The sequence below is a fragment of the Streptomyces sp. NPDC004134 genome (assembly GCF_042874195.1).
Classification (GTDB): domain Bacteria; phylum Actinomycetota; class Actinomycetes; order Streptomycetales; family Streptomycetaceae; genus Streptomyces.
The window spans coordinates 245,318-259,889 of the sequence record NZ_JBIAMS010000006.1 but is presented as its reverse complement, the minus strand read 5'-3'; the positions used below and the strand labels follow the sequence as shown (position 1 = coordinate 259,889).

At 73.5% G+C, this 14,572-nt stretch carries 15 protein-coding genes; 13 read left to right on the top strand and 2 right to left on the bottom strand.

The window, feature by feature from the left end; translation table 11 throughout:
- The first annotated feature begins 37 nt into the window (after positions 1–37).
- The 13 genes from ACFYVJ_RS11390 to dmpG all read left to right on the top strand — a co-directional run bounded on the left by ACFYVJ_RS11390 (position 38) and on the right by dmpG (position 10,999).
- A complete protein-coding gene (locus tag ACFYVJ_RS11390; RefSeq protein ID WP_125939422.1) occupies positions 38–826 on the top strand; it encodes an ABC transporter permease in 789 nt (262 codons plus the stop codon).
- Positions 823–1,674, top strand: a complete 852-nt coding sequence (locus ACFYVJ_RS11385; protein ID WP_388889152.1) for an ABC transporter ATP-binding protein — start codon at positions 823–825, stop codon at positions 1,672–1,674. The genes ACFYVJ_RS11390 and ACFYVJ_RS11385 overlap by 4 nt, the downstream gene beginning before the upstream one ends.
- On the top strand, positions 1,671–2,609 hold the full coding sequence (locus tag ACFYVJ_RS11380) for a creatininase family protein (RefSeq protein ID WP_388889150.1): 939 nt from the start codon (positions 1,671–1,673) through the stop codon (positions 2,607–2,609). The genes ACFYVJ_RS11385 and ACFYVJ_RS11380 overlap by 4 nt, the downstream gene beginning before the upstream one ends.
- A gap of 86 nt (positions 2,610–2,695) precedes the next feature.
- Positions 2,696–3,541, top strand: coding sequence for a hypothetical protein (locus tag ACFYVJ_RS11375; protein WP_388889147.1), 846 nt, complete (start codon positions 2,696–2,698; stop codon positions 3,539–3,541).
- A gap of 46 nt (positions 3,542–3,587) precedes the next feature.
- The gene (locus ACFYVJ_RS11370; protein ID WP_388889145.1) at positions 3,588–3,917 is read left to right on the top strand and encodes an extradiol ring-cleavage dioxygenase; all 330 of its coding nucleotides are present in this window, start codon (positions 3,588–3,590) and stop codon (positions 3,915–3,917) included.
- Positions 3,910–5,019: an amidohydrolase family protein gene (locus ACFYVJ_RS11365; protein WP_388889142.1), complete on the top strand. Its 1,110-nt coding sequence runs from the start codon at positions 3,910–3,912 to the stop codon at positions 5,017–5,019. Before ACFYVJ_RS11370 ends, ACFYVJ_RS11365 begins: the two co-directional genes overlap by 8 nt.
- Positions 5,020–5,024: 5 nt before the next feature.
- A complete protein-coding gene (locus ACFYVJ_RS11360; protein ID WP_388889140.1) occupies positions 5,025–5,738 on the top strand; it encodes a FadR/GntR family transcriptional regulator in 714 nt (237 codons plus the stop codon).
- Positions 5,735–6,439 (top strand): cysteine hydrolase family protein, encoded by a 705-nt coding sequence (locus ACFYVJ_RS11355; protein ID WP_388889137.1) that lies wholly within the window; start codon positions 5,735–5,737, stop codon positions 6,437–6,439. The genes ACFYVJ_RS11360 and ACFYVJ_RS11355 overlap by 4 nt, the downstream gene beginning before the upstream one ends.
- Positions 6,411–6,650, top strand: coding sequence for a tautomerase family protein (locus ACFYVJ_RS11350; RefSeq protein WP_388889134.1), 240 nt, complete (start codon positions 6,411–6,413; stop codon positions 6,648–6,650). Before ACFYVJ_RS11355 ends, ACFYVJ_RS11350 begins: the two co-directional genes overlap by 29 nt.
- Entirely contained in the window at positions 6,625–8,061 is a 1,437-nt protein-coding gene (locus ACFYVJ_RS11345) for an aldehyde dehydrogenase (RefSeq protein WP_388889132.1), read from the top strand. The genes ACFYVJ_RS11350 and ACFYVJ_RS11345 overlap by 26 nt, the downstream gene beginning before the upstream one ends.
- A gap of 75 nt (positions 8,062–8,136) precedes the next feature.
- Positions 8,137–8,967: a 2-keto-4-pentenoate hydratase gene (locus tag ACFYVJ_RS11340; RefSeq protein WP_388889129.1), complete on the top strand. Its 831-nt coding sequence runs from the start codon at positions 8,137–8,139 to the stop codon at positions 8,965–8,967.
- Positions 8,964–9,980, top strand: a complete 1,017-nt coding sequence (locus tag ACFYVJ_RS11335) for an acetaldehyde dehydrogenase (acetylating) (RefSeq protein ID WP_388889127.1) — start codon at positions 8,964–8,966, stop codon at positions 9,978–9,980. Before ACFYVJ_RS11340 ends, ACFYVJ_RS11335 begins: the two co-directional genes overlap by 4 nt.
- Positions 9,977–10,999 carry a 4-hydroxy-2-oxovalerate aldolase gene (dmpG, locus tag ACFYVJ_RS11330; RefSeq protein ID WP_388889125.1) on the top strand — a complete coding sequence of 341 codons (1,023 nt, stop codon included), beginning with the start codon at positions 9,977–9,979 and terminating at the stop codon, positions 10,997–10,999. The genes ACFYVJ_RS11335 and dmpG overlap by 4 nt, the downstream gene beginning before the upstream one ends.
- A gap of 66 nt (positions 11,000–11,065) precedes the next feature.
- Here the strand turns inward: dmpG and ACFYVJ_RS11325 are convergent, their stop codons facing one another.
- Together ACFYVJ_RS11325 and ACFYVJ_RS11320 are read right to left on the bottom strand one after the other, a co-directional pair.
- A complete protein-coding gene (locus ACFYVJ_RS11325; RefSeq protein WP_388889124.1) occupies positions 11,066–12,934 on the bottom strand; it encodes an alpha-L-fucosidase in 1,869 nt (622 codons plus the stop codon).
- A gap of 150 nt (positions 12,935–13,084) precedes the next feature.
- Positions 13,085–14,494 (bottom strand): hypothetical protein, encoded by a 1,410-nt coding sequence (locus tag ACFYVJ_RS11320; protein ID WP_388889121.1) that lies wholly within the window; start codon positions 14,492–14,494, stop codon positions 13,085–13,087.
- Positions 14,495–14,572 lie beyond the last annotated feature (78 nt).

Genomic DNA, 14,572 nt, shown 5'->3' with positions numbered 1-14,572 from the left:
GACTGCCGCGGACGCGGAGAGCCGCGGGGGCAAGGGGCTGCGGCTGCTGAAGAGCGGCGCGGTGCACCTGGCGTACCTCCTCGGGCTGCCCGCCGCGCTGCTGGCGCTGTGGTGGGTGCTCGCCGCGCGCAGCACCAACTTCTACTACCCGACGCTTGACGAGATCCTGGCCGCGTTCGCCGAGACCTGGTTCTCCGACCGGATCGTCGACGACGTGCTGCCCAGCCTCGGCCGGCTGGCCGCCGGCTATCTGGGCGCTGCGGTCATCGGCATCGCCCTGGGCGTGCTCCTCGGCACCCGGCCGCGGATCCGGGCGCTGCTGGAACCGGTCCTGGAGTTCTTCCGCGCCGTGCCGCCGCCGGTGCTCATCCCCGTCCTCATGCTGGTCGCCGGCATCGGCGACACCATGAAGATCGTGGTGATCATCTCCGGCGCCCTGTGGCCGGTGCTGCTCAACACCGTCGAAGGGGTCCGCGCGATCGACGAGGTGCTCTCCGACACCGCGCGCTGCTACGGCCTGACCGGCACCGCCCGGCTGCGCCGCCTGGTGCTGCCGGGCGCGGCACCGCAGATCGTCGCCGGGCTGCGGCAGGCGCTCTCGATCTCGATCATCCTCATGGTGATCAGCGAGATGTTCGCCAGCTCCAGCGGCCTGGGCTTCACCGTCGTGCAGTTCCAGCGGTCGTTCGCCATCCCGGAGATGTGGAGCGGCATCCTGCTGCTCGGTCTCCTCGGCTTCGCCCTGTCGCTGCTGTTCGCCCTGTTCGAGTCCCGAGTCCTCGGCTGGTACCGCGGCCTGAGGCAGTCGCAGCGAGGTGAGAAATGACCGGCACGAAGGTGGCCCCGGCCGCCGAGGACAGCGCGGGCGCGCTGGCCGTCCGCGGGGTGCGGAAGGTCTACCAGGGCTCCGGGCGGACCGTCGAGGCCGTCCGCGACCTGACGTTCACCGTCGGCGCGGGCGATCTGACGTGCATCGTCGGCCCGTCGGGCGCCGGCAAGACGACGCTGCTGAAGTGCGTCGCCGGGCTGCTCGCGCCCACGTCGGGCGAGGTGCGGCTCGGCGGCGCGCGGGTGCAGGGCCCGCCGCCGGGCATGGCGGTGGTCTTCCAGGAGTACGGCCGCAGCCTGTTCCCGTGGATGACGGTCGGCGCGAACGTCGAACTGCCGCTGAAGCAGAAGAAGATCCCCAAGGCGGAGCGGGCGGCGCTCGTGGCGCAGGCGCTGGAGTCCGTCGGGCTCGCCGACGCCCCGGCCGCGTACCCCTGGCAGCTCTCCGGCGGCATGCAGCAGCGCGTGGCCATCGCGCGCGCCATCGCGTACGAGCCGAAGGTGCTGCTCATGGACGAGCCGTTCGCCGCCGTGGACGCCCAGACCCGGGCCGAGCTGGAGGACCTGACCCGCTCGCTGTGGCGGAAGCTGGGCATGACGGTGCTGTTCGTGACCCACGACATCGACGAGGCGGTCTACCTGGGCGAGCGGGTGCTCGTGCTGTCCGCCTCGCCGACCGTGGTCATGGAGGACGTCGCCGTCGACCTGCCCGCCGAGCGCGAGCAGTTGACGACCCGCGCGCTGCCGCGCTTCGCCGAGCTGCGCGCGGCGGTCTACGGCCAGGTGCAGCGCGCCAAGACCTTCCACTCCGCCGCCCCCGCGGCCGGTGCGGGGGACCGGCCGTGACGGGCGGCGGAGTGGAGGGCACCAGCGGGGCCGGGACGGCGGAGGCCGCAGGGGCGGACCCGGCCACGGACGTGTTCGCGGCCACCATCGCCGAGCTGACCTGGTACGAGGTCGAGCGCGCGGCCCGCGGCGGGGCGGTGCTGCTCTGGGCCTTCGGCGTGATCGAGCAGCACGGCCCGCACCTGCCCGCCGGCACCGACGTCTACCTGCCCGGCGCCCGGCTGCGCGAGGTGCGGCGGCTGCTGGCGGCACGCGGCATCGAGGCGCTCATCGTGCCGCCGTACTACTGGGGCATCAACGTCGTCTCCGGCAGCTTCCCGGCCTCGTACGGGATCCGCCCGGAGCTGATGGAGCAGGTCATGGCCGATCTGTTCGCAGGCATGGCGGGCGACGGCTTCCGGCACGTCTTCTGCTTCTCCGGCCACGGCGACGCGCTGCACAACCGCACGGTGCACGCCGGGGTGCGGGCGGGCCGGAAGCGTACCGGTGCCGACATCAGCTTCGTCGTGGAGCCGGAGCTGGCGCAGCGGCTCGGCCTCGACCCGGACGACCCGGCGCTGACCGTGCACGCCTCCGCGGCGGCCGCGGGAGAGGCGCGCGGCGGGCGGGTGGCCGTCTCCTCGCCCGGCTCCGCCGCGGGCGGCGCGGGGCCGGGCGGGATCGACGTGCACGCCGGGCGGTGGGAGACGTCGGTGATGCTGCACACCCACCCCGGCCTGGTCCGCGACGAGGTACGCGCCACCCTGCCCGCCACCGGCCACGGGCTGTCCGAACTCGCCGTGTGGCGGCGGGGATACGACGACGCCCGGCGGGTCACGCCGCACGGCTACTTCGGCGACCCCGCCGCGGCCACCGCCGACGAGGGGCGGCGGCTGCACGCCACCGCCGCCGAACTGGCCGCCGACGCCATCGAGGAGCGGCTCGCCCCCGGCTGACCCCGCCGCCCGGCCGGCGCGCCCGGGCGCGTACCGCACGCGCACCGCACGACAGTTCAGCGACACACGACAGGAGCAGAGGAGCAATGGCAGAGATATGCCTGGCCCTGGCCGCGAGCCACACGCCCGGCCTGACCGGCTGGTTCGACAAGGCGCCCGAGCCCGAGCGCCGGGTGGTCAGCGAGGCGTACGACGCCGTGCACGACGCCGTCGTCGCCTCGGGCGCGGACGTGCTGCTCGTCGTCGGCAACGACCACGTCGCCAACGCCCGGGTGAGCGACTACGCCGACTTCACCTTCGGCCTCGCGGCGGAACACCGCGGCCCCGACGAGTGGTTCAAGCCCTGGCTGCGCGTCGAGGACTACACGCTGCCCGGCGATCCCGGCGTCGCCGCGGCCCTCTTCGAGGCCGTCGGTGACAGCGGCCCCGGCGTCCGCGCCGAGCCCGGCGACCTGCGCTTCGACGACAACCTCTCGGTGCCCACCGCCATGGCCCGGCTCGTCGAGACCGGCGTGCGGGTCGTGCCCGTGCTGCAGAACTGCACCGTCCCACCGGTCCCCGACGAGCGCGCCTGCTACGCCTTCGGCGAGGCGCTGGGCGAGGCGATCCGCGCCCTGCCCGACGGGCTGCGCGTCGGCCTGCTCGGCTCCGGCGGCCTCAGCCACGAGCCCGGCGGACCCCGCTACCTGGACATCGACGAGAAGTTCGACCGCTGGTGGCTCGACCTGCTCCAGGAGGGCGACCACGAGCGGATCCTGACCGAGGCGACGTTCGACCGCATGGAGCAGGCCGGCTCGGGCGGCACCGCGGAGCTGCTGTCGTGGGTGGTCGTCATGGGCGCCATCGGCCCGCGCCCGTGCACCTCGCTGGGGTACGTCGCGGTCGAGCAGTGGCGCTGCGGCGTCGGCGCCGTGCAGTGGCACCTGGACTGACCGCCGGCACCCGTCACGACGCCCGTTCACTACAGAAGGACACCTGATGGCACTCGACCATTTCGATCCGCGGCTGCGGACGAACGACCTGGTGCAGGAGCTGAAGTGGGACCGCGAGCTGCGCACCCGCTTCGAGACGTCCGAGGCGGAGGTCCTGGCCGCGTACCCCCTCACCGAGGAGGAGCGCACCGCGATCGCCGCGCGCGACTTCCGCCGCCTCTACCACCTGGGCCTGCACCCCTATCTGCTGTCGCAGTTCGCCCGGCTGATCTACGGCACGGGCGAGAAGGCCGGCACCTCGGAGGCGGCGACGGCGCTGATCCGCTCGCTGCTGGGGGACGAGTACGAGACCTACATGGCGGCGCGCGGTGACTGACACGCCGACCGGCACGGGGACCGCACCCCCCGCGCCCGTGGTCGACATCCATACGCACGCCATGCCCCTGCCGCTGCTGCGCGCGCTGGAGCGGGAGGGGCGCGCGGACCTGTCCGGGGCCGCGGACCACGTGCTGACCCTGGACCCGGCGCTGTGCGGGCTGCCCGCGGGGGCGCCGGTGCCGCTGCCGCCCGAGCAGTACGCCATGGACCGCAGGCTCGCCCTGCTCGACGCCTCCGGCGTCGACCACCACGTGGTGGCCGCGCCGCCGTTCCTCTTCGCCTCGCAGGCCGCGGACGACGCGCTGGCGCTGGAGCTGGCCCGGCGCTCGAACGACGCGCTGGCGGAGTTCGCCGCGGGCTCCGGCGGCCGGCTGCACGGGCTGGCGACCGTACCCGTCGGCCACCCCGGCGCGGCCGCGGAGCTGACCCGGGCGCTGGACGAACTCGGCCTGGTGGGCGCCACGATGGGCACCTTCGGCGCCGGCCGCGAGCTGGACGACCCGGTCAACGAGGACCTCTGGTCGGTGCTGGCGGCGCGCCGCTGCTTCACCCTGCTGCACCCCAGCCGGGTCTCGGAGCGCGACCGGCTCGCCGACTACCACCTCGTCCAGCTCCTCGGCTATCCGCTGGAGACCGCCCTCGCCGTCTCCCGGCTGATCTTCGGCGGCGTACTCGAACGGCACGAGCTGACCCTCTGCCTCGCCCACGGCGGCGGCTGCGCGCACGCCGTCGGCGCGCGGCTCGACCTGGGCTGGCACCGCAAGCCGGTGGCGCGCGTGGTCGGCAGCGAGCCGACGGAGTTCCTGCGCCGGCTCCTGTACGACACGGCGGTCTTCGACGTACGGACCATCGCCCGGCTCGTCGAGGACGTCACCGCCCGCAACGTCCTGCTGGGCACCGACACCCCGTTCGACCTCATGGACGACCGGCCGCTGGAGACCGTGCGGCGCATCGGCCTCGACGCCGCGGACGAGGCCGCGATCCTCGGTGGCAACGCCGCCGCGCTGCTGCCCGGCCTCGGCCTCGGTACCGGGCCCGCGCGGGCCGCCGGCGGGCGCTCGCTACCCTCGCCATCCCATTCCATCCAGTCGAAGGGCTGAGGACATTGAGCAGCGAAGCAGGGACGGACGAGCTGCGCCGGTCATCCCGCGCCGAGGCGGTCGCCAAGCGGATCGAGGGGCGGATCGCCGAGCACTCCCTGCCCAGCGGTCACAAGCTGGGCACCAAGGAGAGCCTGCGGCGCGAGTACGACGTGGCCGCGGCCACGTTCAGCGAGGCCGTCCGGCTGCTGGTCTCCCGCGGCACCGTCTCCGTGCGCCCCGGCGTCAAGGGCGGCATCTTCGTCGCCTCGCCGCCCGCGCTGGTCCGGCTGGGCCGCAAGATGCTGGAGCTGAGCGGCGATTCGGTGTCGGTCTCCGACTGCCTGGTGGTACGGGACAACCTGGAGCCGCTCGTCGCGCAGGAGGCGATGCGCCACCGCACCGACGCCGACTTGGCCGAACTGCGCAGGCTCGCCGAGGAGATGGCCGTCGAGGGGCTGTCCGCGGCCGACTACCTCGCGGCCAACTGGGCGCTGCACCGCAGGATCGCCGAGATCACCCCCAACCAGATCCTGCGCCACACCTACGTCTCGCTGCTGGAGTTCGTCGCCAGCAGGCTGCGCGGCGTCACCGCCGACGAGCCCAGCCGGATCAACCCCGAAGGCCCCGCCGTGCACCGCGAGCTGGTCGAGGCCATCGCCTCCGGCAGCAGGCAGCGGCTCGACGCCGCCATGGAGGCCCACGCCGGCCTCACCGTCACCCCCAGGGAGCCCGGATGAGTCGACCGACCTCGTCTGCCACCACGGCGCTCGTGGTGATCGACGTCCAGAACGACTACTGCCACCCCGACGGCGTCTTCGCCGCGGCCGGGCTGCGGGTCGCGGACCTCGACGGTCTCGTGGCGCGGATCAACGCCCTGGTGGCGGCGGCCCGCAGCGGCGGCCGGCCGGTGGTGTGGGTGCGGATGGAGTGGCCCGACGACGCCGCCGTCGGGCTGCTCGCCGAGCGCAGCCCGTTCCTGCGCGAGCGCGGTCTGCGGGCCGGCACCTGGGGCGCGGAGCCGGTCGCGGGACTCGACCGGCGGCCCGGGGACCACGAGGTGGTCAAGCCGCGGTTCAGCGCCTTCCACCGCACCTCGCTCGACGGCCTGCTGGCCGGGCTCGGGGTCGGCACCCTGGTCATGGCGGGCGTACGCACCGACTTCTGCGTGGAGTCGACCGTGCGCGACGCCTTCTTCCGGGACCTGCGGGTCGTCGTCGCCCGCGACGCCGTCGCCGGGTACGTCGAGGAGCTGCACGCCGCCAGCCTGCGGCTGATGGGCACCGTCTTCGCCGAGGTCGTCGGGGGCGGGGAGGCCGCCGCGCTGCTCGCCGGCGGAGCCGGCACGGAGGGGGCGTACCCGGAGCCGGGCGAGAGGACGCAGGAGATGGCGCACGAAAGGAGCAGGACCGGTGCCGCTGGTCGAAGTGACGCTCGTTGAGGGCCGCTCGCCGCGCCAACTGCGCGCGCTGATCGGCGAGGTGACCCGGGCCGTGGCCAGGACCGCGGACGCGCCGCCCGGGGCCGTCCGCGTGATCGTCCGCGAGGTGCCCGCCTCGCACTGGGCCGCGGGCGACGTGACCATCCAGGAGCAGCAGGAGAAGCAGCAGCAGAAAGGCGAGGACCATGGACCTCATTCCGCACATCGTTGACGGCCGGGAGACCCAGTCGGCCTCCGGCGAGACCTTCGCCACCGTCGACCCGTGGACCCGCGAGCCGTGGGCCGAGGTCTCCCTCGGCGGCGCGGAGGAGGCCGGGCTCGCCGTCGCCGCCGCCCGGCGCGCGTTCGACGACGGGCCGTGGCCCCGGATGGGCTTCGCCGAACGCGGCGCGATCCTGCACCGGCTCGCGGACCTGATCGACGAACACCGCGATGAACTCGCCCTGGCCGACACCACCGACATGGGCAAGCCGATCGCGGACAGCACCGCCAAGGACGTCCCCCGCTCGGCCCTGAACTTCCGCTTCTTCGCCGACCACGCCCGGCTCTCGGCCGGCGACGCGCTGCCGATGGACAGCGGGCACCACGCGTACAGCCGGTTCGAGCCGGCCGGGGTGGTGGCGGCGATCGCGCCGTGGAACTTCCCGCTGATGCTGGAGACCTGGAAGGTCGCGCCCGCGCTGGCCTGGGGCAACACCGTCGTGCTCAAGCCCGCCGAGGACACCCCGGCCTCCGCGACGCTGCTCGCCAGGCTCGCGCTCCAGGCGGGCATGCCGCCCGGCGTCCTCAACGTCGTGCACGGCTACGGCCCTGCCGCCGCGGGCGAGGCGCTGACCACCGACCCGCGCGTGGACCGCATCACCTTCACCGGCGAGTCCGGCACCGGCCGCGCCATCGCCCGCGCCGCCGCGGCGAACCTCACCCCCGTCAGCCTCGAACTCGGCGGCAAGGGCGCCAACGTGGTCTTCGCCGACGCCGACCTGGACTCCGCCGTCTCCTGGTCGATCAAGGCGATCTTCAGCAACGCCGGTCAGGTCTGCCTCGCCGGCAGCCGGCTGTACGTCCAGCGCGAGGTCCACGACGAGTTCCTGGCCCGCTTCACCGCTGCCGCCGAGGCGCTGGTCACCGGCGACCCGAAGGACCCGGCCACCCAGCTCGGGCCGCTCGCCTCGGCCGAACACCACGCCAAGGTCACCTCCTACCTCGACGGCGTGCCCGCAGACGGCGGCACCATCGTCACCGGCGGCCGCGGCGACGGCTGGACCGTCCGCCCGACCGTCGTCACCGGCGCACCGCCGGAGGCGCGGATCCACCGCGAGGAGGTCTTCGGCCCGGTCGTCGTCGTCACCCCCTTCGACACCGAGGCGGAGGCGGTGGCCGCCGCCAACGACAGCCCGTACGGGCTGAACGCGATGGTCTTCACCGAGAACCTGTCCCGGGCGCACCGCGTGGCCGCGGCGCTGAAGGCGGGCACGGTCTGGGCCAACTGCTTCTTCATCCGCGACCTGCGCGCGCCGTTCGGCGGGGTCGGGGACTCCGGGGTCGGGCGCGAAGGGGGGAACTTCAGCAGGGAGTTCTTCACCGAGCCGAAGGCCGTGGTGATGGCCGTGGCGCCCGCCTGAGACAACCCCTCCCTTCGCCCCTTCCCCTCTTCCCCCTTCTTGCACCGTCCGTTCTCTCACGTCAGGAGTGCCCGCATGCCTGCTCCCTCCCGGGCCACAGGCGCCGCCCCGCCGTCCGACGCGGTGGCCGCGGCCGCCGACGCGCTCGCCGCCGCCGCCAGAACCGGCGTCCCCTGCCCGCCCGTACGCGGCCTGATCGACGCCGATGACACGGCCGCGGCGTACGCCGTGCAGCGGCTGAACACCGAGCGGCTGCTCGGCGGCGGGCGCCGCGTCGTCGGCCGCAAGATCGGCCTGACGTCGCCCGCCGTGCAGCGGCAACTGGGCGTCGACCGGCCCGACTTCGGCGCGCTGCTGTCCGACATGGCGGTCCCGGACGGCGGCACCGTACCCGCCGGCAGGCTGCTGCAGCCCAAGGTGGAGGCGGAGGTCGCGCTCGTCCTGGGCGCCGGGCTGCCGCACGCGCAGAGCACCGTCGCCGACGTGCTGCGTGCGGTGGACTTCGCGCTGCCCGCGCTGGAGATCGTCGACAGCCGGATCGCCGGCTGGGACATCACGTACGCCGACACCGTGGCCGACAACGCCTCCAGCGGGCTGTTCGTGCTCGGCGGCACGCCGGTCCCGCTGACCGGCGTCGACCTGCGGGCGGTGGAGATGGTGCTCACCCGCGACGGCGAGCAGACCTCCGCCGGCCGCGGCACCGACTGCCTCGGCGGGCCGCTGAACGCGGCGGTCTGGCTGGCCTCCACGCTCGCCGCCGCCGGCGACCCGCTGCGCGCGGGCGACGTGGTGCTGACCGGCGCGCTCGGGCCGATGGTGCCGGCGGCGCCGGGCGACGAGTTCGAGGCCCGTATCACCGGACTGGGTTCGGTCCGGGTCACCTTCGGGAAGGGAGAGGCGCGATGAGCGACGGGACATCCGGGGGTACGTCCCGCGGTACCCCCAGCGGTACCTCCAGCGGTGCCTCCAGTGGTACCTCCGGCCGTACGAGGGTCGCCGTCATCGGCTCCGGCAACATCGGCACGGACCTCATGATCAAGGTGCTGCGGCTCTCCGGCAGCCTGGAGATGGCCGCCATGGCGGGCATCGACCCCGCCTCCGACGGCCTGGCCCGCGCCCGCCGCCTCGGCGTGGCCACCACGCACGGCGGGGTGGACGGCCTGCTGGAGCTGGACGAGTTCGCGGACGTGGCGGTCGTCTTCGACGCCACCTCCGCGGGCGCTCACCGCAGGCACGACGAGGTGCTGCGGGCCGCGGGCCGCCGGGTGATCGACCTGACGCCCGCCGCCCTCGGTCCGTACGTCGTACCGCCGGTGAACCTCGACGCCCATCTGGACGCCCCCAACGTCAACATGGTCACCTGCGGCGGCCAGGCCACCGTCCCGGTCGTCGCCGCCGTCAGCCGGGTCACCCCGGTGCACTACGCGGAGATCGTCGCCTCCATCGCCTCCCGCTCCGCCGGTCCCGGCACCCGCGCCAACATCGACGAGTTCACCGAGACCACCGCCGCCGCGCTGGCGCAGGTCGGGGGCGCGGCCAGGGGCAAGGCGATCATCGTGCTGAACCCGGCGGACCCCCCGCTGATCATGCGCGACACCGTGTACTGCCTCGTCGGCCCCTGCGACGAGGAGGCCGTCGCGGACTCCGTGGCCGAGATGGTCGCCTCCGTGCAGGCGTACGTGCCCGGCTACCGGCTCAAGCAGCGCGTCCAGTTCGACCGCGTCGCCGCCGGCGACCCGCTCGGCGCCCTCGCGCCGGAGCCCGGCGGCGCCCTGCGGGTCTCGGTCTTCCTGGAGGTCGAGGGCGCCGCCCACTACCTGCCGTCGTACGCGGGGAACCTCGACATCATGACCTCCGCCGCGCTGCGCACCGCGGAGCGGATGGCCGCCGACCGAACCGCGAAGGTGAGCACCCCGTGACCGACACCCCCGCCGCCGCCCCGCTGTACGTCCAGGACGTGACCCTGCGGGACGGCATGCACGCCCTGCGCCACCGCTACACCGTCGAGCAGGCCCGTACCATCGCCGCCGCGCTGGACGCCGCGGGCGTCGGCGCGATCGAGATCGCCCACGGCGACGGCCTGTCCGGCTCCAGCATCACGTACGGCATCGGCGCCCACACCGACTGGGAGTGGATCGAGGCCGTCACCGACGCCGCCCGCACCGCCGTCCCCACCACCCTGCTGCTGCCCGGCATCGGCACCCTGGCCGATCTGAAGCTCGCGCACCGCCTCGGCATCCGCTCGGTGCGCGTCGCCACCCACTGCACCGAGGCGGACATCTCCGCCCAGCACATCTCGGCGGCCCGCGACCTGGGCATGGACGTGGCCGGCTTCCTGATGATGTCCCACATGGCCCAACCGGCCGAACTCGCCCGCCAGGCCAGGCTGATGGAGTCCTACGGCGCCCACTGCGTCTACGTCACCGACTCCGGCGGCCGGCTGACGATGGACGGCGTCCGCGCCCGCTTCCGCGCGTACCGCGACGCCCTCGACCCCGCCACGGAACTCGGCATCCACGCCCACCACAACCTGGCCCTCGGCGTGGCCAACACCGTCGTCGCCGTCGAGAGCGGCGCCGTCCGCGTCGACGCCTCGCTGGCCGGCCAGGGCGCGGGCGCGGGCAACTGCCCGCTGGAGGCGTTCGTCGCGGTCGCGGACCTGATGGGCTGGCAGCACGGCTGTGACCTGTTCCCCCTGATGGACGCCGCCGACGACATGGTCCGCCCGCTCCAGGACCGCGAGGTCCGCGTCGACCGCGAGACCCTGACCCTGGGCTACGCGGGCGTCTACTCCAGCTTCCTCCGCCACGCGGAGTCGGCGGCGGCCCGCTACGGCCTGGACACCCGCACGATCCTGGTGGAGGTGGGCCGCAGGGGGATGGTCGGCGGCCAGGAGGACATGATCACCGACATCGCCCTCGACCTGGCGGGGACGTGACCGCAAGGACGCCCCGCCGGTGGTGACGGTGGGGCGTCCCTCGGGGTGTTTCCCTGGGGGTGGCGGTCAGTTCGGGTAGAGCTGCCGCTGCGGGATGATCTGCTGGTCCTGGCCCGGGCTGGACCAGAGGAGCTTCATGTGGGCGTCGCCCGTCTGCTCCGCGTACTCGACCTTGAGGGAGTGGCGGGTGCCCGCCGCCAGGTCGACCTGGGCCTTGTCGACGGCGGTGCCGTGCGGCGTCCAGTTGTCGATGACCAGCTTGCCGTCCAGCCAGACGCGCACGTTGTCGTCCGAGACCGTGGTCAGGGTGTACGTCTCGGAGCGGCGCGGTTCGACGCTGCCCGTCCAGCGGACGCCGAAGCCGTCGGCCGGGATGTTCTTCGCCGGTGAACCGGTGTACTTCCAGGAGTGGTTGATGTCCGCGTCCGTGCGGGTGACCTTCGGCGTGCCGGTCAGCGCGGGGTTGTCGTAGACCTCCTGCTTCAGGCCGGTGCCGCGGCCCGGTGCGGCCGTCGGGCCGGGGTCGACGGTCAGCTCGATGACGGTGGCGGCCTCGTTGGTGGCGCTGCCTGCGGGGGTGAGGTCGTAGCCGTCGCCGGCCTCGGTGACGGTGACCTGCTGGTCGGAGCCGAGCACCCGGGCACCGGTCACGTCGATGTCCGTACGGGCCTTGAGGTGCAGGGAGCCGCCGGCGGCGGGCCACTTGGTGACGGCCGCGTAGAGCTTGCCGCCCTTGCGGCTGACGTAGCCCCAGTCGGGCTGCTCGACCAGCCCGCCGAACCCGGCGCCGTAGACGGCGTCGCCCTGGCCCGCGGTGCGCAGCCAGTCGCCCATCTGGCCGAGCCGCTGGACGGAGGGCCCGGGGACGCGGCCGCGGGCGTCGGGGCCGACGTTGAGGAGGTAGTTGCCGCTGCGGGAGGCGGTGGAGAGCAGGTTGCGTACGAGCGAGGCGCTGGACTTCCAGTTCTCGTCGTAACGGGCGTACCCCCAGTGGCCGTTGAGGGTCATGCAGGACTCCCAGAGCTGCCCGTCGACCGGCGCGCCGGGGATCTCCTGCTCCGGGGTGCCGTAGTCGCCGTCGGTCACCCGGCGCTTGCCGACCCGGTTGTTGACGACGAGGTCGGGGTCGAGCCCGCGGAGGTACGTCTCCAGCCGCTCGCCGTCCTGCGCGGTCCAGGGGTTGTGCGGCCGGTCAGTCGCCCACTCGCCGTCGAACCACAGCAGCGCCGGGTCGTATGTCTCGACCAGCTCCTTGAGCTGGGCGTACATCCGCTTCTCGTACTGCGGGAAGGTCGCCGGGTCGGCGAAGTCCGGGTCGTGCCAGTCCCAGATCGAGTAGTAGAAGCCGAGCTTGATGCCGGCCTTCTTCGCGGCCTTCTTCAGCTCGGCCATGATGTCGCGGCGCTTGTCGAACGCCGAGTGGTCGCGGAGGTTCCACGAGTTGACCTTCGTCGGCCACATCGCGTAGCCGTCGTGGTGCTTCGACGTGATGACGATGTACCGCATGCCCGCGTCCTTCGCCGCCCCGACCACGGCCTCGGCGTCGAAGTCGGCGGGGTTGAAGGTCGCGGCCTGCTTCTCGTACTCCTCGTTCGGGATGTTGCACTGCCGCTTGATCCACTCGGCGTCGCGGCAGACGGTGCCGTCGGGGCGGGTGTACTCGCCCTCCAGGTTGGAGTACGCGCCGAAGTGGATGAACATCCCGAACCGGTCCTGCCGGAACCAGCTCGTCCGCTCGGATGTGAAGGGATCGTCCACGGCGTGATCGGTCCCGGGCCCGCTCATGGGCCGCGGCGCCGCGGCGGTGTCGGTGGCGCCGGCCGCGCCGCCGGTGCCCGCGGCACCGGCGGGCAGCGCCGCGGCGGCGACCGCGGCGGCGACGAGCAGGGGCAGTGCGGTGACTCTCCGCGTGGTGCGGGGGCGAGGGGTGCGCATCGCAGCTCCAATTCATCGGATGACCCGGAAGGTAGGAATGGATACATCGGATGTCAATGCGCTGCGCAGGGGTAGAAGGCGGCCAGTTGTAGGTGATAGCTCCGATGTATCAGTCTGCGGGGGCCCGGTCGAGCCCCCGCAGCGCCCGGGCTACGCGAAGCGCAGCTTGTCCTTCCGGGCCAGATGGAGGGTCAGGAACGCCTGGCCCGCCATCGCGCCGATGCGGTGTTCGCGGCCGTAGTACGTGTTCTCGCCGGACGGCCCGTACGTGCGGCCGTCGTCGAAGCGCGCCATCATGGCGAGTTGCTCCTCGTTGTGGCGGCGCTCCCAGGAGGCGGCGGCCGGGTCGATGCCGGTGTCCTGGGCGGTGAGGGAGACCAGCAGGTCGAAGTTGCCGAAGTAGAAGGGGAAGTGGGTGCCCCAGTCGTTGCCCTCGGGGTAGTAGATCTCACCGCTGCGCGGCTGGTAGATGGTCTTCATGGTGCCGTCCGGGGCCCGGAAGGGCAGGTCGACGAGGGCGGAGTAGACGCGGGTGATGTTGTGCAGGGCGGCGCGCGGTGCGGCGCGCCCCGCGAGGCCGTAGACGAAGCCCTCGTAGAGGCTCTGGTCGAACGCGACCATGTAGAGCGGGTGCAGGATGTGGTGGTTGTCCAGGGTGCCGTCGTCGGCGATGTTCGTGCCCTGCAGCCAGGTGGACAGGTCGATGCCGTTGATCGTCTCGCCCCCGGTGAGGTCCGCGGGGCAGGCGGCGGCGGCCAGCAGGAGTTCGATGTTGCGCCGGGCCCAGACGGGGGCGCGCGGGTCGTCGGGCATCATCGCCTCGGCCAGGGAGAGGACGGCGGCGCTCCAGTTGTCCTCCTCCGCCTTGCTGTCGCCGGGGGTGACGGCGGTGCCGTCGCGGCGCTTCTCGTAGAGCTGTTCGCCGGAGGTGCCGATGAGGTGGACGTCGTTGCCGGTGGTGAGCCGGTCCGCCTCCCAGGCCGTCATCGCGGCGAGGTGGCCGCGCTCCCTGTCGTCCAGCTCGTCCCAGAAGAGCCAGCCGGCGAGGGCGGTGTAGTACGCCCACAGGGCGCTCTGCCAGACGTTGCCCCAACGGGTGGCGGGATTGGTGTTGTTGGCCAGGTGCCGGGCCGCGATGGTGCGGATGAGGTTGCGGGTGCGGATGGTGGCGTTGGCGGCGGAGAGGGTGCGCGGGTCGTAGACGCCCGTGACCAGGGCGGTGGTGGCGGCGACGGCGGCCATGGCGGGCAGCCGGATGGCGCGCTCGTCGGTGCCGCGGAGGTCGATGTAGCCGTCGGGGAGGTACGAACGGTAGGTCCCGGCGTACCAGGGGCCGATGAGATAGCGCGCGCTGCCCGCCAGGATCGCCCTGACCCGCCGTCCGGCGGCGTCGTCGGCGCCGTACGAACCGAGCCGGGCCCAGTCGATGGGTACCACGCCGGGGGCGGCGGCCGTTCCGGCGGCCCGGGCGGCGGCCGGCAGCCCGAGGATCGAGGCGGCGCCGACGGCGGCGGAGGCGCCGAGGAGGTGGCGGCGGGACAGACGGTGCGAAGAGGTCATACGGCGCTCCTGCGGTCTGTGAGGAAATCGTCTCTGTGGATTCTCACGTGGGAATGGCATCTGACAAGGGGCGGCGTC